This window comes from Micromonospora sp. SD19 (genome assembly GCF_054462275.1).
The window spans coordinates 648595-669162 of record NZ_JBTLMN010000001.1 but is presented as its reverse complement, the minus strand read 5'-3'; the positions used below and the strand labels follow the sequence as shown (position 1 = coordinate 669162).

17 protein-coding genes and 1 tRNA gene are annotated in these 20568 nt (G+C 70.6%); 8 read left to right on the top strand and 10 right to left on the bottom strand.

The window, feature by feature from the left end; all coding sequences use genetic code 11:
• The first annotated feature begins 298 nt into the window (after window positions 1-298).
• From ACX27O_RS03085 to ACX27O_RS03065, 5 genes are read left to right on the top strand one after another with little or no spacing between them, the layout of a single operon-like run.
• Window positions 299-1606 (top strand): hypothetical protein, encoded by a 1308-nt coding sequence (locus ACX27O_RS03085; RefSeq protein WP_458938907.1) that lies wholly within the window; start codon window positions 299-301, stop codon window positions 1604-1606.
• Window positions 1561-1911, top strand: a complete 351-nt coding sequence (locus ACX27O_RS03080; RefSeq protein WP_245233679.1) for a hypothetical protein — start codon at window positions 1561-1563, stop codon at window positions 1909-1911. The genes ACX27O_RS03085 and ACX27O_RS03080 overlap by 46 nt, the downstream gene beginning before the upstream one ends.
• A 2-nt stretch (window positions 1912-1913) precedes the next feature.
• The gene (locus ACX27O_RS03075) at window positions 1914-2525 is read left to right on the top strand and encodes a tetratricopeptide repeat protein (RefSeq protein WP_210857926.1); all 612 of its coding nucleotides are present in this window, start codon (window positions 1914-1916) and stop codon (window positions 2523-2525) included.
• 8 nt (window positions 2526-2533) lie between these two features.
• On the top strand, window positions 2534-3799 hold the full coding sequence (locus ACX27O_RS03070; RefSeq protein ID WP_210857927.1) for a glycosyltransferase: 1266 nt from the start codon (window positions 2534-2536) through the stop codon (window positions 3797-3799).
• Between the two features lie 55 nt (window positions 3800-3854).
• Window positions 3855-4073: a hypothetical protein gene (locus ACX27O_RS03065; protein WP_210857928.1), complete on the top strand. Its 219-nt coding sequence runs from the start codon at window positions 3855-3857 to the stop codon at window positions 4071-4073.
• 12 nt (window positions 4074-4085) lie between these two features.
• On the opposite strand, the gene ACX27O_RS03060 is transcribed toward ACX27O_RS03065, so the two are convergent.
• Together ACX27O_RS03060 and ACX27O_RS03055 are read right to left on the bottom strand one after the other, a co-directional pair.
• Window positions 4086-4520 carry a DUF6228 family protein gene (locus tag ACX27O_RS03060; protein ID WP_051708647.1) on the bottom strand — a complete coding sequence of 145 codons (435 nt, stop codon included), beginning with the start codon at window positions 4518-4520 and terminating at the stop codon, window positions 4086-4088.
• A 1062-nt stretch (window positions 4521-5582) separates the two neighbouring features.
• A tRNA-Thr gene (locus ACX27O_RS03055) sits at window positions 5583-5656 on the bottom strand.
• Window positions 5657-5770: 114 nt separating this feature from the next.
• On the opposite strand from ACX27O_RS03055, the gene ACX27O_RS03050 reads away from it, so the two are divergent.
• Window positions 5771-7543, top strand: coding sequence for a metallophosphoesterase family protein (locus ACX27O_RS03050; protein WP_458938906.1), 1773 nt, complete (start codon window positions 5771-5773; stop codon window positions 7541-7543).
• A 148-nt stretch (window positions 7544-7691) separates the two neighbouring features.
• Here ACX27O_RS03050 and ACX27O_RS03045 read toward each other — a convergent pair whose 3' ends face one another.
• The 6 genes from ACX27O_RS03045 to tmk all read right to left on the bottom strand — a co-directional run bounded on the left by ACX27O_RS03045 (window position 7692) and on the right by tmk (window position 13646).
• Window positions 7692-8531: a PSP1 domain-containing protein gene (locus ACX27O_RS03045; protein ID WP_210858211.1), complete on the bottom strand. Its 840-nt coding sequence runs from the start codon at window positions 8529-8531 to the stop codon at window positions 7692-7694.
• Between the two features lie 297 nt (window positions 8532-8828).
• The gene (locus ACX27O_RS03040; protein ID WP_030334251.1) at window positions 8829-9509 is read right to left on the bottom strand and encodes a hypothetical protein; all 681 of its coding nucleotides are present in this window, start codon (window positions 9507-9509) and stop codon (window positions 8829-8831) included.
• Entirely contained in the window at window positions 9509-9814 is a 306-nt protein-coding gene (locus ACX27O_RS03035; RefSeq protein ID WP_030334249.1) for a hypothetical protein, read from the bottom strand. The genes ACX27O_RS03040 and ACX27O_RS03035 overlap by 1 nt, the downstream gene beginning before the upstream one ends.
• Before the next feature lies 1 nt (window position 9815).
• A complete protein-coding gene (locus ACX27O_RS03030) occupies window positions 9816-10145 on the bottom strand; it encodes a YbaB/EbfC family nucleoid-associated protein (protein WP_007454690.1) in 330 nt (109 codons plus the stop codon).
• Between the two features lie 121 nt (window positions 10146-10266).
• A complete protein-coding gene (locus tag ACX27O_RS03025) occupies window positions 10267-11547 on the bottom strand; it encodes a DNA polymerase III subunit delta' (RefSeq protein WP_030334247.1) in 1281 nt (426 codons plus the stop codon).
• On the bottom strand, window positions 11547-13646 hold the full coding sequence (tmk, locus tag ACX27O_RS03020; protein WP_458939103.1) for a dTMP kinase: 2100 nt from the start codon (window positions 13644-13646) through the stop codon (window positions 11547-11549). The genes ACX27O_RS03025 and tmk overlap by 1 nt, the downstream gene beginning before the upstream one ends.
• A gap of 308 nt (window positions 13647-13954) precedes the next feature.
• Here tmk and ACX27O_RS03015 point away from each other — a divergent pair, with 308 nt between their 5' ends.
• Complete coding sequence (locus tag ACX27O_RS03015; protein WP_030334243.1) at window positions 13955-15163, top strand: amino acid deaminase/aldolase; 1209 nt, start codon at window positions 13955-13957, stop codon at window positions 15161-15163.
• 50 nt (window positions 15164-15213) lie between these two features.
• Here ACX27O_RS03015 and ACX27O_RS03010 read toward each other — a convergent pair whose 3' ends face one another.
• A complete protein-coding gene (locus ACX27O_RS03010) occupies window positions 15214-15819 on the bottom strand; it encodes a TetR family transcriptional regulator (RefSeq protein ID WP_051708646.1) in 606 nt (201 codons plus the stop codon).
• 226 nt (window positions 15820-16045) lie between these two features.
• On the opposite strand from ACX27O_RS03010, the gene ACX27O_RS03005 reads away from it, so the two are divergent.
• A complete protein-coding gene (locus ACX27O_RS03005; RefSeq protein ID WP_030334238.1) occupies window positions 16046-17362 on the top strand; it encodes a D-arabinono-1,4-lactone oxidase in 1317 nt (438 codons plus the stop codon).
• 119 nt (window positions 17363-17481) lie between these two features.
• Here the strand turns inward: ACX27O_RS03005 and topA are convergent, their stop codons facing one another.
• Window positions 17482-20319 (bottom strand): type I DNA topoisomerase, encoded by a 2838-nt coding sequence (gene topA / locus ACX27O_RS03000; RefSeq protein WP_030334236.1) that lies wholly within the window; start codon window positions 20317-20319, stop codon window positions 17482-17484.
• Window positions 20320-20568 lie beyond the last annotated feature (249 nt).

Here is a 20568-nt window from a genome sequence, read left to right as displayed (position 1 = left end):
GCCGCAGCGCAACCGGTGGAAGCGAAGCCGTCCGCACAGGACGTACACATCGGTACGCCCGGCCCGCATGGCCAACTCGGCGTGTGGCCCTCATCCTGGTCAACGGTCCGCCAAGACAGCGACGGGCCCGACGATTCGTGGGACCAGTACCCCGACGGGCAACCGGACTACGGTCCGCAGGGCTGGCAGAGCCCCTGGGGCGGTCACGACAAGGACAAGGACGACTACCCGCACGGCAAGCAAGGCCCCCAAGGCCCTCAGGGCGCTCAAGGCGACGCGGGCGCTCACGGTGCTCAGGGTGCCCAGGGCGACGCAGGCGCTCAAGGCGCACAGGGATTCCAAGGCGAAGCGGGCAGCCAGGGCGCTCAAGGCAACACAGGCGCCCAAGGCGCCCAGGGCAACACAGGCGCCCAAGGTGCTCAAGGCTTCCAAGGCGCTCAGGGAGCCACCGGCGTGCCAGGCGCTCAAGGCGCTCAGGGTGACGCAGGCGCTCAAGGCGCCACCGGGGCTCAAGGCCCGCAGGGTGACGCAGGCGCACAGGGCGCACAGGGCGACTCGGGCGCCCAAGGTACTCAGGGTTTCCAAGGCGCCACCGGTGCCCAAGGCGACGCAGGCGTTCAAGGCGCTCAGGGTGATGCGGGCGCCCAAGGTGCCACCGGCGCCCAAGGCTTCCAAGGCGCGCAAGGCGATGCAGGCGCTCAAGGCGCCACCGGCCCCCAAGGCGATGCAGGGGCTCAGGGCGCCACCGGCGCTCAGGGTTCACAGGGCGCCACCGGCGCTCAAGGTGACGCGGGCGCTCAAGGCGCCACCGGTCCCCAAGGCCCACAAGGCGACGCAGGTGCCCAAGGCGCCCAAGGCGATGCAGGCGCACAGGGGGCCACCGGCCCCCAAGGCCCACAGGGAGCCGCGGGCGCACAAGGCTTCCAAGGCGCGCAAGGCGATGCAGGCGCTCAAGGCGCCACCGGCGCTGAAGGCGCGCAAGGCGATGCAGGCGCCCAAGGCGCCACCGGCCCCCAAGGCCCACAGGGAGCCGCAGGCGCACAAGGCTTCCAAGGCGCGCAAGGCGATGCAGGCGCTCAAGGCGCCACCGGCGCTCAAGGCCCACAGGGCGATGCAGGCGCACAAGGCGCCACCGGCGCTCAAGGCGCGCAAGGCGATGCAGGCGCCCAAGGCGCCACCGGCCCCCAAGGCCCACAGGGCGATGCAGGCGCACAAGGCGCACAAGGCGCCACCGGCGCTCAGGGCCCACAAGGTGACACAGGCGCCCAAGGCGCCACCGGTGCCCAAGGCCCACAGGGCGACGCAGGGGCCCAAGGGGTCCAGGGCTTCCAAGGCGCCACCGGTGCCCAAGGCCCACAAGGTGACACAGGCGCTCAAGGCGCCACGGGCGCTCAAGGCCCACAGGGCGACGCAGGGGCCCAAGGGGTCCAGGGCTTCCAAGGCGCCACCGGTGCCCAAGGCCCGCAGGGCGACACGGGCGCACAAGGCGCCACCGGCGCTCAAGGTTTCCAAGGCGCCCAAGGTGCGCAGGGCACGCAGGGCGCCCAAGGCGCGCAGGGCGTGGCGGGCAACGGAATCCAGGCCGCCTACATCCAGGGTCCGCTGACCGTGATCGCAGACACCCCCGTCGATTTCGGCTGTGAGCCGGGAGATATCGCTGTCGGAACCGGATATCAGCTATCGGGTGCAGGAGTGAACCCCGTGCTCATCCAGCCACTCACGACCAGCGGCTACCAGTTCACCTTTACCGGCGGGGGCGCCGACATCTGGGTCTCCTGCATTTCACTCGCCACGCCGCTGATGTTGGGGGCTCCGTCCGAGACGTCGGACCGCGCGACGTCCAACAGTAGCGAGGCCAACCGGACGAACAGCAGGCCGAACCGCCCCGTTGTCGTCGAGGAGGAGAAATGAACATGCGTCAGATACTCGGGTCGCTCGCCTGCGGTGCGGTCCTGCTGACCGGTGTCACGGCATGCAGCGACAAGCCTGCCGAGAAGCCACAGACGAACAACGCCGGCAACACCGACAAGACGAACGGCGGCACCGAAACGCCGGCTGATCTGCTGAAGCTCGGTCTCGAGCAGGGCCAGGCCGGCGACTTCGACGCGGCGAAGGCCACCTTCGAGAAGCTGCTGGACGCCGAGGCCGACAACAAGTTCGCCTGGTTCAACCTGGGCTACATCGCCCAGTCGCGCAATCAGGCCGACGAGGCGATCAGCAACTACGACAAGGCACTGGCGGCCGACGCCAACTACAAGCCGGCCCTCTACAACAAGGCCATCGCCCTGGAAGGTAAGGCACCGACGACGGCGATGGACATCTACCGCAAGATCGTGTCGATCGACAACAAGTCGTCGACCGCCTACCTACGACTGGGCATGCTGCTGTCCCAGTCCGGTGAGGACGCGGCGGCGCGGGACGCCTTCAAGACGGCGATCCGCCTGGACAAGGGGCTCAGCTCAGCCGTGCCTGCGAAGTACCGCACGTCCCCTACCACGCGGTCCTCGACGCCGGCAGGTAGGTGATTGGCTCCATGCGCACACCTCGCGTAACGGTCTTCACGGGGAGCAACCGCACTCGCTTCATCGACGAGTGTTTCGAATCGCTCGTCGCTCAGACTTTCACCGACTGGGAATGGGTGGTCATCCTCAATCAGGGGTCGCGTTGGCGGCCCGAGAGGCATGACGATCGCATTCGGCTCATCGTCCAGGACAACCTGAACGGCGTCGGCGCTGTGAAGGGGTACGCCTGCGCCGAGGCTGCCGGCGACATCCTGGTCGAGCTGGACGACGACGATCTGCTCAGTAGCGACTGTCTGCAAGAGATCGTCGATGCCTTCGACGCGAACCCGGAGGTGGGGTTCGTCTACAGCGACACCGCGCAGATCCAGGAGGACGGCGGCCGCTCCGAGGACCGTTTCGCGAGTTCGTTCGGCTGGCGGCACTACGACGAGAAGGTGGACGGCCGCGAGGTGCTGGTCTGCCGGGCGATGCCGCCGACCCCGCACAACGTGAGCTACATCTGGTACGCGCCCAACCACGTACGGGCGTTCCGCCGGGACATCTACGAGAAGGTCGGCGGGTACGACGAGTCGCTCGACGTCGCGGACGACGCCGACCTCATGGCTCGGATGTACCAGGTGAGCGAGTTCCATCACATTCAGAAATGCCTGTACCTCCAGCGCATGCACGCCAAGAACACGCAGCGCATTCCGGATGTCAACGCCCGCATCCAGCAGCGCACGGTGGAGATCTACGACCGGAACATTCAACACAATGTGCTGGCCTGGTCGCGGCGGCAGGGACTCCTGGCACTCGACCTGGGCGCCGCCCACAACAAGCCGGAAGGGTATCTCGGTCTGGATTACCACGCCGCTTCGGGTGTCGACATCGTCTGCGACATAACGAAGGGTGTCGACCTGCCGGACAACAGCGTCGGGGTCATTCGGGCGGTGGACTTCCTGGAACACATCCCGGACAAGGTCGCGCTGTTCAACGAGTTGTACCGATTGCTCGCACCGAACGGGATGCTGTTGTCGCTGACCCCTAGCACCGACGGTCGAGGTGCCTACCAGGATCCAACGCATGTGGCCTTCTACAACGAAAACTCCTTCTGGTACTTCACGGATGCCAAATATTCTCGGTTCGTACCTGAAATCACATGCCGATTTCAGGCGTCCCGGTTGGTCACGTACTTCCCGAGCGAATGGCACCAGACACACAACATCCCGTACGTCTCCGCGAATCTCATCGCTATCAAGGATGACGCCCAGCGCAACGGCGGCCTGCTGAACATATGACCATGCGACAGTCCGTGGATGGCCGGGCTGGCTTTCCACCACGTACTGTCCTCTCGTGGTTGACACTGATGAGGCGATCCAGATCGCGATGCGATTCCTGGCCGGCCGCCTCGCCGAGCGTCAGGACCTGCGCGAACCGCCGAGCGTGCAGGGTGTGACCATCGAGCAGGTGGCGACTGTGACCGGCGTGCGGCGTTGCCATGTCGTGAGTTTTGGATGGCCGTTGCGTGTGGCTGTCGATCAGGAGACGGGCGACGCGGACATGCTGCGGTAAGAGCGACCGCTGCTATGCACGGAGGAAGTGTGTGAGGTCGCCGGCGAAACGGGTCAGCTCCTCTCCCGCTTCGAGGACGAAGACCGCTCTGGCGGACCAGGCCGTGTCGTCCCAGTCGGGGCCGGGAGCCCGAAGAGTCACACCCAGCGACACGTGGCCTCGACCGTCGTGCCGAGCGTCGATCACCAGCTCGCGTTCCATCGATGTCCAGGTACGGGTGCCGCTCCAACCCTCCCAATCGGCCGCGAGCCTCTCCACGAACCCGGGCAGCGTCGTGTCCGGGGAGGCGTAGAGTCCATCGATCTTGGCGACTGTGGACGCTGTCATGTTGAGTTCGTGCAACTCCGTCGCGATCGTGTAGACGTAGCCGTCGCCGTACGGATCGTGCGGCGGATGAACAAGCCACCGCTGGTCGCCAGACCTCTCAAGGACGAACGGTTCGCTCATAGACGGTCTCTGAGGAACCACGAAACCCGGTGCGCCGAGGGCATCGGCAGTGGCTCGTCGTATGAGTACACCTCAAGGTCCGCCAATTGGCCCTCCTGAACGAACAGCAAGATGCCGCCAACCGTCTTGCCTTGATCGTCGACCACGATGCCTTCGGCTGGTACCGGACTCGTCGCATCGGAGGCCGGTGGGTGTCGGCCTTGCGGCCAAAGCCAGATAGTGCCGCAGCCACAGCCACAACCCGGCTGAGCCAGGACGTTCCGCGACTGCATCCGGAGTTCGCTCGCGCCGGGGAAGTCCTGCGACAGCAACGCATGCAGGACCGCGGCCTCCTCTGGTGACAGCGGACGGGGATCTGGTCGATCTGGACCCACGGGCGTAAGACTACGGCGGTATCGCTCACAAGCTCTGTGCCGAAAGCCGGTGTGCAACGATGATCGGCATGCCGACTCCACGAAAGGGCAATGCCGCGTAGGCGCCCCGCGCAACTGCGTGCCGACTTCATCTACCGGCGACCTCTTGACGGGTCAACCTCGGTGATCCCTGGACTCTCGGCCCGGGGCTTGAAGGTCATCGCCTCCCTCGAACGCACGCGACTCTGGAACCAGGCCGTGTCTGATGCACTACGCACCTGGTCATGGTTTGTGCGCCACCCATGGCATCGCTTGTGGGACGAGAGCGCCGGCTGCGGGGTGATGGAGTGCTGTCCGAACCCGCCCGAACTGCGCTGGGTCCTGGACGTCGCCGTTGCGGTCCTGCCGCCGACCGATGCCCGAAACCTCCGTAGGCAGATCGCAGCCCTCGACGAGCAGTGGTGACAGCCGTAAGGCATCGCCGCCAGGCCGGGTGCCTCCGACCCGTCGTTCATGGCCCCGACTGCGTCCGCGTCGTCACAGAGCTCCTCGATCACTCTCAGATCAACGTCACTCTCGGTGGCCCCGAGGTTGATCGGGAAGCTGATGCCCGGCTGGAGGGAGGGGGTGCTGTGGTCCGGTGAGCAGGTTGAGTGGTCGACCTTAGAAACGGCAGAAGCCCAGGCCGATGACCTGGGCTTCCGTACCGAGCCGCCTGACGGAATCGAACCGTCGACCTACGCATTACGAGTGCGTCGCTCTAGCCGACTGAGCTAAGGCGGCAACGATCAGCAAGTGTACGGCACCCCTGCGGCAGCGACCGAATCGGATACCCCCGGCGCATCCGCCAGCACCAACCGGACATCGGCCGCCATCTGGACGTTTACCGGACAGCGGATGATCGGACTCGGCACTACGCTGCGGCGGGTGAGCGACGAACGCGACGATTCCCCCCGCCCGGAGCGTCCCGACCGCCCGCCGGCCGGTGAACGCGCCGCCCACCGGCCGCGCAGCACCGACCCGCTGGAGTTGGGCTTCACACCCCGCAAGCCGGTGCCGTGGCTGGCACCGTTCCTGCTGATCAGCACCGGCATCCGGACGCTGCTGGCGGTGCTCTTCGGGGCGTACCTCGACAAGCGCGAGTTGCAGAACGCGTTCGGCGACGGCATCTTCCGCCAGGTCGGGCCGGACGGCGGGCTGTGGCTCGACTACGTGGCCGACCTGGGTGACGGCTTCAACGCCACCTACTCGGTGGCGTACCTGCTGGCGCAGCCCGAGCTGACCATCGACGGGCACCGCCTGCCCCGGGCGCAGACCCTGGTGATGGGCGGTGACCAGGTGTACCCGTCGGCGGCCTACGCCGCGTACGAGGACCGGTGCAAGGGGCCGTACCAGGCCGCGCTGCCGGTGGCGCCGGCCGAGAAGCCCACCCTCTTCGCGGTGCCGGGCAACCACGACTGGTACGACGGTCTCACCGCTTTCCTGCGGCTGTTCGTCCGTTCCCGGGACCGCAACTTCGCGGGCTGGGGCACCGGGCAGTCCCGGTCGTACTTCGCCGTGGAGTTGCCGGCCGACTGGTGGTTGCTCGGCGTGGACGACCAGTCCGGCTCGTACCTCGACGACCCGCAGCTGGCCTACTTCGACGAGGTGGCCCGGCGGCTCGGTCCCGAGTCCAAGGTGATCATCGCGGCGCCGGCGCCGACCTGGGTCAAGGCCGTCGACAACCCCACGGCGTACGACTCGATCGACTACTTCATCCGTACGATCATCGACCCGACCGGGGCGCGGGTGCGGCTGCTGCTCTCCGGCGACCTGCACCACTACGCCCGCTACTCCGGGGCGGACCGACAGCTGATCACCTGCGGTGGGGGCGGCGCGTACCTCTATCCCACCCACAAGCTGCCCGAGCGCATCGAGGTGCCACCGCGGGACACGCCGACCCGCAAGGCCAGCTCCGCCCAGCCGTACGACCTGGTGGCCCGCTACCCGGACGCCGCGCGGTCCCGTCGCTACGGGTGGGGCATCTTCCCCCGGTTGCCGCTGCGCAATCCCGGCTTCACCACCCTGCTCGGCACCCTGCACACCCTGCTGATGCTGGCCATGGCGGGTGCGACGGCGAACTGGGCCGACAGCACCGACCAGCGGCTGTTCACCGTCCCGCTGGTGGCGATGGTGCTGGTGACGGTGGTGGCGGCGGCCCTGTTCGCCAAGCCGCCGAGCGCGAGCGGCAAGCGCCACGCGCGGCACTGGATCCTCGGCGTCGGCCACGGCGTCGCGCAGGTGGCCCTGGGGGCGGCCGGCACCTGGGTCTGGTTGGCGCTGCCGTTCTACGACTGGCCGTGGCCGCTTCCGGCAGTCGCCGCGGCGGTGCTCTACGGCCCGGTGATCGGTCTGGTCGCCAGCCAGCTGGTGGCCGCGTATCTGCTGGTGGCGAGCTCGTTCGGGGTGAACGTCAACGAACTCTTCGCCGGCCAGGGCATTGAGGACTCCAAGTCGTTCCTGCGGCTGCGCATCGACCCGGACGGCACGCTGACCATCTACCCGATCGGGGTGGATCGCGTCTCCCGCGACTGGCAGGTGAACCCCGACCAGTCCCCCACCAGAAGCTGGCTGACCCCGAAGTCCCCCCTAACCCCCCACCTAACCGAACCCCCCACCGTCCTCCCCTAACCCCACCCCCCCTGCCCACCACCACCCCCACACACAGCCGTGTTGATCAAGAGGTTTGCGTCAGAAACCGCGCCCGACATGACGCAAACTTCTTGATCAACGAGGACCGGCGGGAGTGGGGCCGGGGATGGGTGGGCCGGGGGTGGGGTTAGGGGGTGTAGCGCTGGTCGTGGGCTTGACGGGAGCCGCAGACGTCGGCACGGGAGCACATGGAGCGCGAGCCGTCCGCGTCCAGACGTACTGTCACCGCGTCTCTCGGGACGCTGTGGCCGACCACCCGGCCGTCACCCTCCGGCGTGGAGACCCGACTGCCGACCGCCGGGGCGGTCTCCTGGAAGCGCTGGTACAGCGGGTGCTCGTATTTGAGGCAGCACATCAGCCGGCCGCACGCGCCGGAGATGCGCAGCGGGTTGAGCGGCAGGTCCTGGTCCTTCGCCATCCGGATGGTCACCGGCTCGAAGTCGGTGAGGAAGGTGGCGCAGCACAGGTCCCGACCGCAGGAGCCGATGCCGCCCTGCACCCGCGCCGAGTCGCGGGCGGAGAGCTGACGCAGCTCCACCCGACAGTGCAGGGTCGCGCCCAGGTCGCGGACCAGGGATCGGAAGTCCACCCGGTGCGGGGCGGTGAAGTAGACGGTGCTGCGCTCGCCGCCGCTCTCGGCGGAGCCGAGCACGTGGTCGACCGCCACCACCTTCATCGGCAGGCCGTGCGAGCGGATCAGCCGTTTCGCTGCCACCTTCGCCTCAGCCTTGCGCCGACGCAACGCCTCATCCCGGCGGAGGTCGTCGTCGCCAGCGAGCCCCACCAGGCGGGGGAAGCCGTCGGTGTCCTCGGTCACCCACTGCGCGGCCCACACGCACTCCGCCACCTCGGGCCCGTCATCGGTGGGCACCAACACCCGGTCGCCCACCTGCGGACGCAGGTCACCCGGGTCGAGGTAGTAGAGCCGCCCGTACCGGTTGAAGCTGACCGCGCAGAGCATGCCCATCCCCCCACCCTACGACGGGTCGCGGCGCAGGGCGCACCGGCCGGCTACGCCCCGCTGCCATTCATCGCCGTCGACTCGACCCATTGCCGGGCGTCCCGTCGTGCCGTTGCTCCTCGCCCGGACGGTTGAATCCGGGGCCGGGCAGGAGACAAAACGTGCCGCGACGGCGTTGAGTGGAGACAGACCTGCGGGGGGTGCAGGGGGAAGACCACGGCGTCGCCGTGGGCACCGGCTCAGGTCAGGTGCCCGCGAGCGACGCCGTGGCCTGTCCGGGGCGGCGCGGGCCCGAGGTTCGGGTTACCAGCCGACCCGGGTGGGCTGGTCGTAGCGGGGTCGCCCGTCCGTCGGCGGACGCCACGCGGTCTCGGCCAGACTCGGCGCCCACTGTCGCAGCAGCGTCTCCGCACCGTCGTACGCGACGCACAGCACCGCCAGCACCCGGGCGGCGATCTCGGCCGCGTCGGCGACGCCGGGCCCGACCGGCCCGGGGCGCATTGGCGCGCGGGTGGCGGTGGCGGCGACCACGGCGACCGCCTCGGCCGAGCGGAGCACGTCGGCCAACGTGCGGGCCAGCGCGAGACGGCTGCCCTCCACCCAGTCGGCGAGGGCGTCGGCGTATCCGGCGGTGGAGTCGAGTCGCCCGACCAGGCTGTCCGGCCCCTCGTCGAGGTGACGCAGCAGCGCGGCCCGCTGCTGCCCGTACGCGGTGGCGGCCGGGCCGGACCAGAGCACCGAGTCGGTGAGCGCGGCGCAGACGTCGTCGTACCCCCGGACGAGCCGGCGCACCGCGTGCCCGGCGCTGGCGAGCGGCACCGGGTGCAGGTCGAGGAAGCTGCGGACGGCGTCGCCCGGCAGCACCTGCATGCGGCGCAGCAGCGGCCAGACCCGGTGCCCCTCGGGCACGCCGGCGGCGATCAGCGTGTCCACCCGGCGGAGCAGGTCGAGGCCGGGCTCGGCGAGCCGGTCCAGTGCGTCCATCACGGTTCCCCGGTGAGTCGGCGGCGGGCCGCCCGGTCGACCTCGGCGTAGCGGTCGGCGGCCTCCCGCACCGCCGCGGCGGCGGCGGCCAGTCGACCGGCGGCGGCGCGGGCCTCCCGGGCCCGGTCGTCGGTGGCGGTGGTCCACTGCCGGTGCAGCGCCCGACCGATCTCACCCGGTCGGCCCGGCGCGTCGGCGCCGAACGCGGCCTGGGCCGGATCGCTGGCGGTGACGGTGTGCGAGACCAGGGTGAGGGTGGCGCTCGCCTCGTCCAGTCGGGCGGAGAGCGCACGCAGTGTGTCCATCTCAGGCCCCCGCGAGCGGTCGGTAGGCGGCGAACGTCTCGTTGTGCAGCTTTTCCCGGGCCCATTCGGCGGCGTCGGCCGCCGCGGTGACCGCGGCCTGCACGGAACCGGCCACGTCGCGCGGACTACGGGTGTGCAGCGGCCCGAGGAACCGGACGTCGGTGATCCGCCCACCGGCGGTGACCACCACCTCGACCAGACCGTCCGGCGACCGGACGGTCACCTCGACGGTCGACACCGCCTGGTCGAACTCGGCCTGGAGGGACTCGATCCGGCGGTAGCGTCGCACCGCCTCCTCGATCCAGGCTTCGTCGATCTCCCCCCGCGGCATCGGCCGACTCCTCCCGGGCGATCCATCACTCAGTGTGCTGCCACCGTCACCACGGCACACGGACCGTACCGCACAGCAATCGAACCTGTCGATGCCTGTGGACAACGCCGGGACGTGCGGGTCAGCCCTTCCAGAGGGCGAGCATCATCGCCTCGACAGCGATCCGCGGCTTGACGTTCGCCTCGATCGCCGCGCGGCAGGCGAGCACTGCCTCCAGCCGGCGCAGCGCCCCCTCGGCGTCCCACTTCTGGGCGCCGGCACCGGCCAGCGCCGCCGTGTCGGTGTGCACCGGGGCGACGGGTGCGCGCAGCGCCATGGTGAGCGCGTCCCGGTAGAAGCCCGCCAGGTCGACGAGCGCCCGATCCAGGGCGTCGCGCTGGGCCCGGGTGGCCCGGGACTTCTGCCGCTTCTCCAGCTCCTTGAGTTGCCCGGCGGCGCCCCGCATCGCGCCGGCCGCGCCCCGGCCGGTACCGCCCGCGCCGAGCGCGGTCTCCAGAGCCGCCCGTTCGGCCGTGTCGGCCTCGGTGACCGACGCCGCGGCCTCCGCCTCGGCCGCCTCGATCAGCGCGGACGCCGCGTCGAACGCCGCGCCGACACCTGTCAACCGGCGGGGTACCGCGAGCACCGCCTCACGCCGTTTGCGGGCCTCCGGGTCGCGGGCCAACCGCCGGGCCCGACCCACGTGGCCCTGCGCGGCCGCCGCCGCCCACTGGGCCACGTCGGGTGCGATGCCGTCCCGACGAACCAGCACCTCGGCCACCGCGGCGGCCGGCGGCTGCCGCAGGGGTACGACCCGGCAGCGCGACCGGATGGTCACCGAGATGTCGTCCGGGTGGGTGGACGGCGCGCAGAGCAGGAAGACAGTTCGCGGTGGGGGCTCCTCGATCGCCTTGAGCAGCGCGTTGCCGGCGGCCTCGGTGAGCCGGTCGGCGTCCTCGATGATCACCACCTGCCAGCGCCCGCCGGATGGGGTACTGGCCGCGCGGAGCACCAGCGCGCGCATCTCGCCGACGCCGATGGAGAGCCCTTCCGGCACCACCATCCGCACGTCGGCGTGGGTGCCGCCCATCGTGGTGTGGCAGCCGGGGCACTCACCGCAGCCGGTGCCGTGCCGGCACTGCAGCGCGGCGGCGAACGCCCGCGCGGCAACCGAGCGACCGGAGCCGGGCGGCCCGGTGAAGATCCACGCGTGGGTCATCCCGGTCGACGGGTCCACGGCACCGGGCGCGGCGTCGCCGGCCGCGAGCGCGGACTCGTCGCCGCTGGCCGGGTCGGCGGCGACCAACGCGGGTGCCCGGTCGGCCACGCCAGCCCGCAGCACGGCCGCCGCCGCGGCGGCGGCCCGGCGCAGCTCCGCCACCGCCTCGTCCTGACCGACCAGGTCGGCGAAGACGTCCGGCATCAGGTCTTGTGCTCCATCGTCACCAGCTCCGCGTCGGATAACTCCGGCTGCACCGAGGTGTCCGGGCCCTGCGCCGGGCGCGGGTGCACGATGCCGCCCGGCTTACCGAGCATCTCCTCGACCCGCCGGACCACCAGCTTGCTGATCTCGTCGACCGGCCGGGACGCGTCGAGCACCAGGTAGCGCTTCGGGTCGGCGGCGGCGAGGTCGAGGAACGCGTACCTGACGCGCTCGTGGAAGGCGATCGACTCGGCCTCCAGCCGGTCGGTGCCGGTGTTGCGCGAGGCCACCCGGGACAGGCCGGTGTGCGGCTCGACGTCGAGCAGCACCACGAGGTCGGGCTTGAGCCCACCGGTGGCCCAGGAGGAGAGCCAGGAAACCTCGTCGACGGGCAGCGTACGGCCGGCACCCTGGTACGCCAGTGACGAGTCGACGTACCGGTCACTGATCACCACGCCGCCCCGGACCAGCGCGGGCCGGACGACGGTGGCCACGTGGTGCGCCCGGTCGGCGGCGTAGAGCAGCGCCTCGGCCCGGGGGGAGGGCGCGTCGTCGCCGGAGGTGTCCAGCACCAGCGACCGGATCCGCCGGCCGACGCCGGTGGCCCCCGGCTCGCGGGTGACCACGACGTCGCAGCCCTGACCGCGCAGCCGCTCGGCGAGTGCGGTGAGCTGGGTCGACTTCCCCGCGCCCTCGCCGCCCTCGAAGACCACGAAGAGCCCGGCGGAGACGAACGGCTCGGCCGGCATCAGCGGACGACCCCGGATGGAGCCCCACAGGTCGGCGAGGACGGGGACGCCCTTCTTGTCGTCCATCTGGCCGAACGCGCTGATCCCGGCGAAGATGCCGGCGGCACCGGCGGCGAGCAGCAGCAGCCGAGTCGACGAGATGGACAGGCCCAGGTCAGCGATCTCCAGCTTGCGCGAGCCGCCGACGCCGACCAACACGCTGCTCAGCCCGATGGCCAGGATCAGCACCAGCCGGGTGCCGATCTGCACCACGGCGAAGACCCGGCCGCGCACCTCGTCGGCAACCTCGCCGCCGAGCAGGGTGGTGCCGGCCAGGAAGGCCATCCCGGCGCCCGCGCCGACCAGCACCGCGCCGACGATCGCCATCGACAGGTGGATGGCGAAGGCGAGGGTCATCACGGCGGCGCTGGCCAGCACGATGCTCATGCCGAACCAGCGACGCCTGGACATCTCCTTGACGACCATCGGGCCGAGCCCGATGCCGAGCGCCAGACCGACGAAGATCGCGCCGAAGAGCAGTGAGAACGCGGCGTCACCGGCGCCCAGCGAGTTGGCGAAGAACTTGGCCGTGCCGACCACGATGCCGCCGCCGGCGAACGCGCCGAAAATGCCCAGCACCAGGCCCCGGACGAGCGGGGTCTGGCCGATGTACTTCCAACCCTCGGAGAACTGCCGGAACATGCTCTGCTCGGCGCGTTCCGCCTCGCCGCGCTGCGCCTCGCTGATCTCCTTGATCCCGAACGCCACCACCAACGCGGTGGCGAGCCGGGAGAAGGAGTTGAACCAGAGGGCGAGCTGGGCCGGCTCGGCCCAGGAGGGCAGATCGCCGCCCACGGCGCCACGGACGCCACGGTCGAGCACCGCAAGGCCGATGGCCGCGGCGACCGGGGTGAGGCCGTAGGTGGTGATCAGGGTGAGCTGGTTGGCCGCCTCCAGCCGGGCCCGGGGGATCAGGTTCGGGACCGCGGCCTCCTTGGCCGGAATCCACAGCAGGGTGAGCGACTCGATCAGGAAGGTGGCGATCAGCGCCCAGCCGACCACCAGGCCGCCGGCGGCGCCGCTGAGGGCGTAGAGCGGAATGGAGGCGAAGAGCACGAAGCGCAGCAGGTCACAGATGACCATCGTCCAGCGCCGGTCGAACCGGTCGGCGAAGACGCCGGCCACCGGGCCGAGCACCAGCGCGGGCAGCAGCCGGATCGCGGTGACCCCGCCGAACGCGGCGCCCTGGGCGGTGCTGCCCTGCACCTGCGAGGCGGCGAAGAGGGCGGTGGCCAGCAGGCCGAGCCAGTCGCCGAAGGAGGCCGCGCCGAGCACGATCCAGAGCCGCCGGAACGGCCGGATGCGCAGCACGGACCGGATGGCGGCATAACCGGACGGATCTACCTGACCACCGCTGGACGGGTTGGCGGCGTTGCCCGACTGGTCGCTCGATCGCGACACGCCGGGCGACTCGCCGCTGTTCTGGCTTTCGATGGCCGTACCTCCACGTGCCGGCCCATCGCTGGGCACCTCCGGTGCAACACTCTAGACCCGGGTGGGGGCCACCCTCCGGGCGACATTCTCCTGCTCGCTGAGCCTAGGCCGCCGGAGGTACCGGCCGCAGCCCGGACGTACGCGAGGGTATTTCGCATTCTCCGTCAGACAGTTAGCGTGCACACGTGGCCATCGAAAGCGACAAACTTCGCGAGCGCCTGGACCGGGCGACTGCCCATCTCGACCCCCCGTACGCGGTGGTCGACCTCAGCGCCTTCGACGCCAATTCGGCCGCCCTGGCCGATCGCGCCGCCGGAAAGCCGGTCCGCCTCGCCAGCAAGTCGGTCCGCAGCCGGGAGTTGATCAGCCGAGCTCTCGGGCGGCCCGGCTGGCAGGGCATCATGGCGTTCACAGTGCCCGAGGCGATCTGGCTGGTCCGCGCCGGCGTCAGCGACGACGTGCTGGTCGCGTACCCGAGCGGGGACCGGGCCGCCCTCGCCGAGCTGGGCGCCGACCCGACGCTCGCCGCCGCGATCACCCTGATGATCGACGGCACCGGCCAACTCGACCTCATCGACGCCGTCGCGGCACCGGGGCAGCGCGCCGAGCTACGGCTGTGCCTGGATCTCGACGCCTCCTGGCGACCGCTGCGCGGCCGGGTGCACGTCGGCGTCCGCCGCTCACCGGTGCACAGCGCGCGGGCCGCCGGAGCGCTCGCCGCGGCCGTCGCCGGTCGGCCCGGCTTCCGGCTGGTCGGGCTCATGTCGTACGAGGCGCAGATCGCCGGCCTGGGCGACGCGCCGCCGGGGCAGACGCTGCTGGCCGGCGCGATCAGGCTGGCCCAGCGCGGGTCGTACCGCGAGCTGCTGGCCCGTCGTGGTGCAGCGGTCGCCGCGGTACGCGAGCACGCCGACCTGGAGTTCGTCAACGGCGGCGGCACCGGCAGCGTGGCCGCGACCAGCGCCGATCCCGCGGTCACCGAGGTCACCGCGGGATCGGGCCTGTACGGGCCGACGCTGTTCGACGCGTACCGCGCCTGGCGGCCCACCCCGGCGGCCTTCTTCGCCTGCACCGTGGTCCGCCGGCCGACGCCGGAGTTGGCCACGGTGCTCGGCGGCGGCTGGATCGCCTCCGGACCGGCCGCCGACAGCCGGCTGCCCCGGCCCTGGTTACCGGCGGGGCTGAAGCTGGTCGGCACCGAGGGTGCCGGCGAGGTGCAGACGCCGCTGTCCGGAGCGGCGGCGGCTGACCTGCGCGTCGGCGACCGGGTGTGGTTCCGCCACGCCAAGGCAGGTGAGCTGTGTGAACGGGTCAACGAGCTGCACCTGATCGAGGGGGACGCGGTGGTGGCGACGGTCCCCACCTACCGGGGTGAGGGGCGGGCCTTCCTCTGACGCCGGAGGGCCGCCCCACCGCCGGCCGGAGGGCCGCGCCCCGCGCCGACTCAGACGGGCTGGGCCGCCTCGGCCTGTTTCCCGGCGGCGGACCGGCCATTGTCCGGGCCGTCGACCTGGCGGTGCAGGTACTCCCGGATCAGCGCCTTCGCCTCCAGCAGCACCCGCTCGTCGCCGTCGGACTTCCGGCGGAACGCGAGCTTGATCAGCGCGTCCGCCGCCTCGACCGCGATCTCCAGCACGAAGCGCAGCTGGGGCACGTCGGTGAGCCCGAAACGTTCGGTGAGCACCCGGGCCAACTGGTCGGCGATCACGCCGTTGTTGTCCCGCTGCTCGTCGAGCAGGTGCAGGTCGACCACGTCGCCGAAGTGCAGGGTACGGAAGCCCGGGACGGTGCGGTGCATCGTGATGTACTCGTCGATGCCCGCGTCGACGCCGTCCCACCAGTGGGTCATCTCGTCGGAGGCGAACCGCTCGTCGAGGCGCTGGAGGTAGGACTCCATGGTCCGCAGGGTCAACGCCTGCACGATCGCCCGCTTGTCCGGAAAGAACTGGTAGACCGACCCGATCGCCACCTCGGCCCGCTCGGCGAGCAGGGTGGTGGTCAGCCCCTCGTACCCCACCTCGTCGACGAGTTCGGCGCAGGCATCCAACATGCGCTGTACCCGCGCGACACTTCGACCTTGCACCGGTACGCGGCGCAGCGGCCCGGTCGTGGCGGCTGGTGTGGACACTCTGCGCCACCCCCCTTCGACGGATGAACATATCTCCACGTCACGAGTCCGTGACTACCGGTACAACGAGCGGATCGCAATTGCGGTATTTACCAGCTACAACGTTCCTGATATGAAGTCAGTTCATATTCATGAATGAGGAGTGCGCATGGTTCGCATCGCACCGCCCCGGGCTGGCTGGTCCAACTGGGCCGGGAACCAGCGTGGCAGCGCCAGCACGATCCTGCGCCCCGGCTCGCCGACCGACGTCGCAGAAGCCGTCCGATCCGCAGTGGCCGACGGCGCTCGAATCCGGGTGACCGGCAGCGGCCACTCGTTCACCGCCGTCGCGCTCGCCGACGACCGGCGGATGGACCTGTCCGAGCTGGACACCCTGGTCAGCGTGGACGTCGCCCACCGACTTGTCACAGTTCCGGCCGGAATGACCCTGCACGCGCTCAACGGCCTGCTCGCCCGGCACGGCCTCGCGCTGCCCAACCTCGGCGACATCGACGCGCAGACCGTCGCCGGGGCGATCTCCACCGGCACCCACGGCACCGGCGCCGGCTACGGGTGCCTCTCCACCTTCGTCGAGGCGATCACACTGGTCACCGGTGCCGGCGAGGTGCTGCGCTGCTCCGTCGACGAGAATCCCGACGTCCTCGCCGCCGCCCGGGTGTCACTCGGCGCGCTCGGTGTCCTGGTCGAGGTGACCCTGCGCTGCGTCGACGCCTTCGTCCTGCGCGCCCACGAACGCCCGGCCGAACTGGCCGACGTGCTCGGCGAACTGCCCGAGCTGATCGGCCGGCACGACCACGTCGAGTTCTACTGGTTCCCGTACACGTCCCGGGTCCAGGTCAAGGCCAACGACCGGGTACCCGCCAACGACCGGCCGCTGTCGCGCTGGCGCGGTTGGATGGACGACGACTTCCTGTCCAACCGGGTCTTCGCCGGGGCCTGCCGGCTCGGCCGGGCCGTGCCCGCGCTGGCCCCCGGGATCAGCGCGGTCTCCGCCCGCGCCCTCACCGAACGGCAGTACACCGGCCGCTCCGACCGGGTCTTCTGCACCCCGCGCCGGGTCCGCTTCGTGGAGATGGAGTACGGCCTGCCCCGCGAGGCGCTGCCGGAGGCGCTCGCCGCGCTCCAGCGCATCGTGGACGGCCTGCCGTTCAAAGTGCTCTTCCCGGTGGAGGTGCGGTTCACCGCCGCCGACGACATCTGGCTGTCGCACGGCTACGGCCGGGACAACGCCTACATCGCCGTGCACCAGTACGTCGGCATGCCGTACGAGCCGTACTTCCGGGCCTTCGAGAAGGTGGCCGCCGGGCTGGGCGGTCGCCCGCACTGGGGCAAGCTGCACTACCGCGACGCCGCCTCGCTGGCCACCGCGTACCCCCGCTTCCCGGACTTCCAGGCCGTCCGTGACCGCCTCGACCCGGACCGCGTCTTCGCCAGCCCCCACCTGAACCACGTCCTCGGCGCCTGACGGCACGCCCAGGCGGAGCCAAGTAGAACTTGGACAGTCTCCGCTCTGTCGGAACGGAAACTGTCCAAGGTCTGGGAGTCGGACCGGCGCGGGCACCGATCGGTTGGCTCGCGCCGGGGTTACTCGCTGCTGGTGGCGGCCTTGCGCGGAGCGGCCTTCTTCGCCGGGGCCTTCTTCGCCGCCGTCGTCGCCTTGGCCGTCGTCGTCTTCTTCGCAGCCGTGGACTTGCTCGCCGCGGCCGTCTTCTTGGTGGCCGTGGCCTTCTTCGCGGGCGCCTTCTTCGCCGCCGCCTTCTTCCGCGGCGCCGGACCCTTCGCCCGCTTCTCGGCGAGCATCTCGGAGGCTTCCTCCAGGGTCAGCGCCTCCGGGGTCTGCCCGCGCCGCAGCGACGCGTTGAACTCCCCGTCGGTCACGTACGGGCCGAACCGGCCGTCCTTGATCACCAGCGGCTTCTCGGTCGCCGGGTCCACGCCCATCTCCCGCAGCGGCGGTGCCGCGGCGCGCCGTCCACGGGCCTTCGGGGCGGCCAGCAGAGCCAGCGCCTCGTCCAGGCCGACAGTGAACATCTGGTCCTCGGACTCCAGCGAACGAAACTCCTCGCCCCGCTTCACGTACGGGCCGTACCGGCCGTTGTTCGCGAAGACCTCGACGCCGTCCGGCGCGACACCGATCAGCCGGGGAAGGCTGAGCAGCTTGAGCGCCTCCTCCAGGGTCAACGAGTCCGGTGTCTGCGTACGCAGCAGCGACGACTTCCGCTCACCACTGGAGACGTACGGGCCGAACCGGCCGGACTTGAGCACGATCGGCTCGCCGGTGGCGGGGTCGTCGCCGAGCTTGCGCTCGCCGCTGCCGCCGAGGAACAGCTCGTGCACCTTCTCCGGGGTCAGCTCGTCCGGGGCCAGGCCCTCAGGGATCGGCGCCCGGTCACCCTGGCTGCCGCCCTCCTCGCCCTCACCCGCTGCCGGTGCCGGCTGCTCGCCGCCGGGCAGCTCCCGTTGCAGGTACGGCCCGTAGCGGCCGACCCGCACCACCACCTCGCGACCGTCGTCGTCGGTGAAGAGCGGGATGGAGTTGACGCTGCGGGCGTCGATGTCGCTGAGGTTCTCGGTGACCAGCTTCTTGAGCCCGCCGGAACGGGCGATGTCCTGGTCGCCGGCACCGTTGGAGCTGCCGAAGTAGAACGCGGTGAGGAAGTCGACGGCGGCGTGGTCACCGCCGGCGATCTCGTCCAGCTCGTTCTCCATGGTGGCGGTGAAGTCGTAGTCGATCAGGCGGGGGTAGTGCCGCTCCATCAGCCCGATCACCGCGAAGGCCAGGAAGGTCGGGATCATCGCCTGGCCGCGCTTGGTGACGTACCCCCGGTCCTGGATCGTCTGCATGATCGACGCGTAGGTGGACGGGCGGCCGATGCCCAGCTCTTCCAGGGCCTTGACCAGCGACGCTTCGGTGTAGCGCGACGGCGGCTGGGTGTGGTGGCCCTGCGCGGCCAGCTCGTCGGCGGTCAGCGGCTGGTCCTTGGCCAGGGTGGGCAGCCGGCGCTCGGCGTCCTCGGCCTCGGCGTTCTCGTCGTCGCTGGACTCGACGTACGCACGCAGGAAGCCCGGGTCGGTGATGGTCTTGCCGGTCGCGCCGAAGTCGGCTTCCTCCTGCGCGGTGGAGACCGCCCGGATGCGCACCGACACGCTGGAGCCGACCGCGTCGGTCATCTGCGAGGCGATGGTGCGCCGCCAGATCAGCTCGTAGAGCTTGAACTCCTCAGCGGACAGCTCCTTGGCCACCTCGCCCGGGGTGCGGAAGTTGTCCCCCGCCGGACGGATCGCCTCGTGCGCCTCCTGCGCGTTCTTCACCTTGCCGGTGTAGCGGCGCGGCTCCGGCGGAACGCTGCGCTCGCCGTACAGCTCGACGATCTGTCGACGGGCCGCCGAGATGGCGGTCTCCGACAGGTTGACCGAGTCGGTACGCATATAGGTGATGTAGCCGTTCTCGTACAGGCGCTGCGCGGTGCGCATCGTCTGCTGCGAGGACAGGCGCAGCTTGCGGGCCGCCTCCTGCTGGAGGGTCGAGGTGATGAACGGCGCGTACGGGCGACGACGGTAGGGCTTCTCCTCGACCCGGGTGACGGTGAACGGCCGCCCGTCGAGGCGGGCCGCGAGACCCCGGGCACCACTCTCGTCGAGGTGCACGACCCCGGCGCCGGCCCGGACGCGACCGGTGGTCGGCTCGAAGTCCTTACCGGTGGCGATCCGGTCGCCGTTCAGGGCGATCAGGGTGGCATTGAAGCTGCGCGGACCCTCGCCGGCGTTGGCCACCGCCAGGGTGGCCAGGATGTCCCAGTATTCGGCGGTGCGGAAGGCCATCCGCTGGCGTTCCCGCTCGACCACGATGCGGGTCGCCACCGACTGCACCCGGCCCGCCGAGAGCCGCGGCATGACCTTCTTCCACAGCACCGGGGAGACCTCGTAGCCGTACAGGCGGTCGAGGATCCGGCGCGCCTCCTGGGCGTCCACCAGATCGCGGTCGATCTCCCGGGGGTTGGCCACCGCCGCCTGGATCGCCGGCTTGGTGATCTCGTGGAAGACCATCCGCTTGACCGGCACCTTGGGCTTGAGCGTCTCCACCAGGTGCCAGGCGATCGCCTCGCCCTCGCGGTCCTCATCCGTGGCCAGGAGGATCTCGTCGACCTCCTTGGCCAGCTTCACCAGCTTGCTGATCTGCTGCTTGCGGTCGGCGGAGACGACGTAGAGCGCGTGGAAGCCGTTGTCGACGTCCACCCCGAGCCGTGCCCAGGGCTCCTTCTTGTATTTGGCCGGCACGTCGGCGGCGTTGCGCGGCAGGTCGCGGACGTGACCGAAGCTGGCCTCCACGACGTACCCCGGGCCGAGGTAGCCCGAGATCGTCTTGGCCTTCGCCGGTGACTCGACGATGACCAGACGGGTGGTTCCAGCGTTGCTCGGCACGTCTCTCCCCGACCTCACTCCTGCTCGTGGCCTGCCGGCGCCCGGACAGCGACCGCTTTCGACCCCGCCGTAGCACCGGCGGTCCGGATGTCCAACGTAACGCGTTGCCCGCGATTCGGGTTTCGCGGGCCGCAAACCGCTTCGACGCGACGGTCGACACCGCCCCGCCGCGCTCGGCACTGCCGGACGGCGCCACCGTACACCGTGAGTAGGGCTCGAAGCGGGTCACTGTGACGATGGCGGACTCAC

Excerpts from the sequence above, each read along its gene's own strand:
- ACX27O_RS03045 (WP_210858211.1), bottom strand. The coding sequence starts at position 8,531 with ATGGGCATGCTCTGCGCGGTCAGCTTCAACCGGTACGGGCGGCTCTAC.
- ACX27O_RS03010 (WP_051708646.1), bottom strand. The coding sequence starts at position 15,819 with ATGTTGGATGCCTGCGCCGAACTCGTCGACGAGGTGGGGTACGAGGGG.
- ACX27O_RS03050 (WP_458938906.1), top strand. The coding sequence starts at position 5,771 with ATGATCGGACTCGGCACTACGCTGCGGCGGGTGAGCGACGAACGCGAC.
- ACX27O_RS03030 (WP_007454690.1), bottom strand. The coding sequence starts at position 10,145 with ATGCCGCGGGGGGAGATCGACGAAGCCTGGATCGAGGAGGCGGTGCGA.
- ACX27O_RS03025 (WP_030334247.1), bottom strand. The coding sequence starts at position 11,547 with ATGCCGGACGTCTTCGCCGACCTGGTCGGTCAGGACGAGGCGGTGGCG.
- ACX27O_RS03040 (WP_030334251.1), bottom strand. The coding sequence starts at position 9,509 with ATGGACGCACTGGACCGGCTCGCCGAGCCCGGCCTCGACCTGCTCCGC.
- ACX27O_RS03075 (WP_210857926.1), top strand. The coding sequence starts at position 1,914 with ATGCGTCAGATACTCGGGTCGCTCGCCTGCGGTGCGGTCCTGCTGACC.
- ACX27O_RS03060 (WP_051708647.1), bottom strand. The coding sequence starts at position 4,520 with ATGAGCGAACCGTTCGTCCTTGAGAGGTCTGGCGACCAGCGGTGGCTT.
- ACX27O_RS03005 (WP_030334238.1), top strand. The coding sequence starts at position 16,046 with ATGGTTCGCATCGCACCGCCCCGGGCTGGCTGGTCCAACTGGGCCGGG.
- ACX27O_RS03035 (WP_030334249.1), bottom strand. The coding sequence starts at position 9,814 with ATGGACACACTGCGTGCGCTCTCCGCCCGACTGGACGAGGCGAGCGCC.
- ACX27O_RS03070 (WP_210857927.1), top strand. The coding sequence starts at position 2,534 with ATGCGCACACCTCGCGTAACGGTCTTCACGGGGAGCAACCGCACTCGC.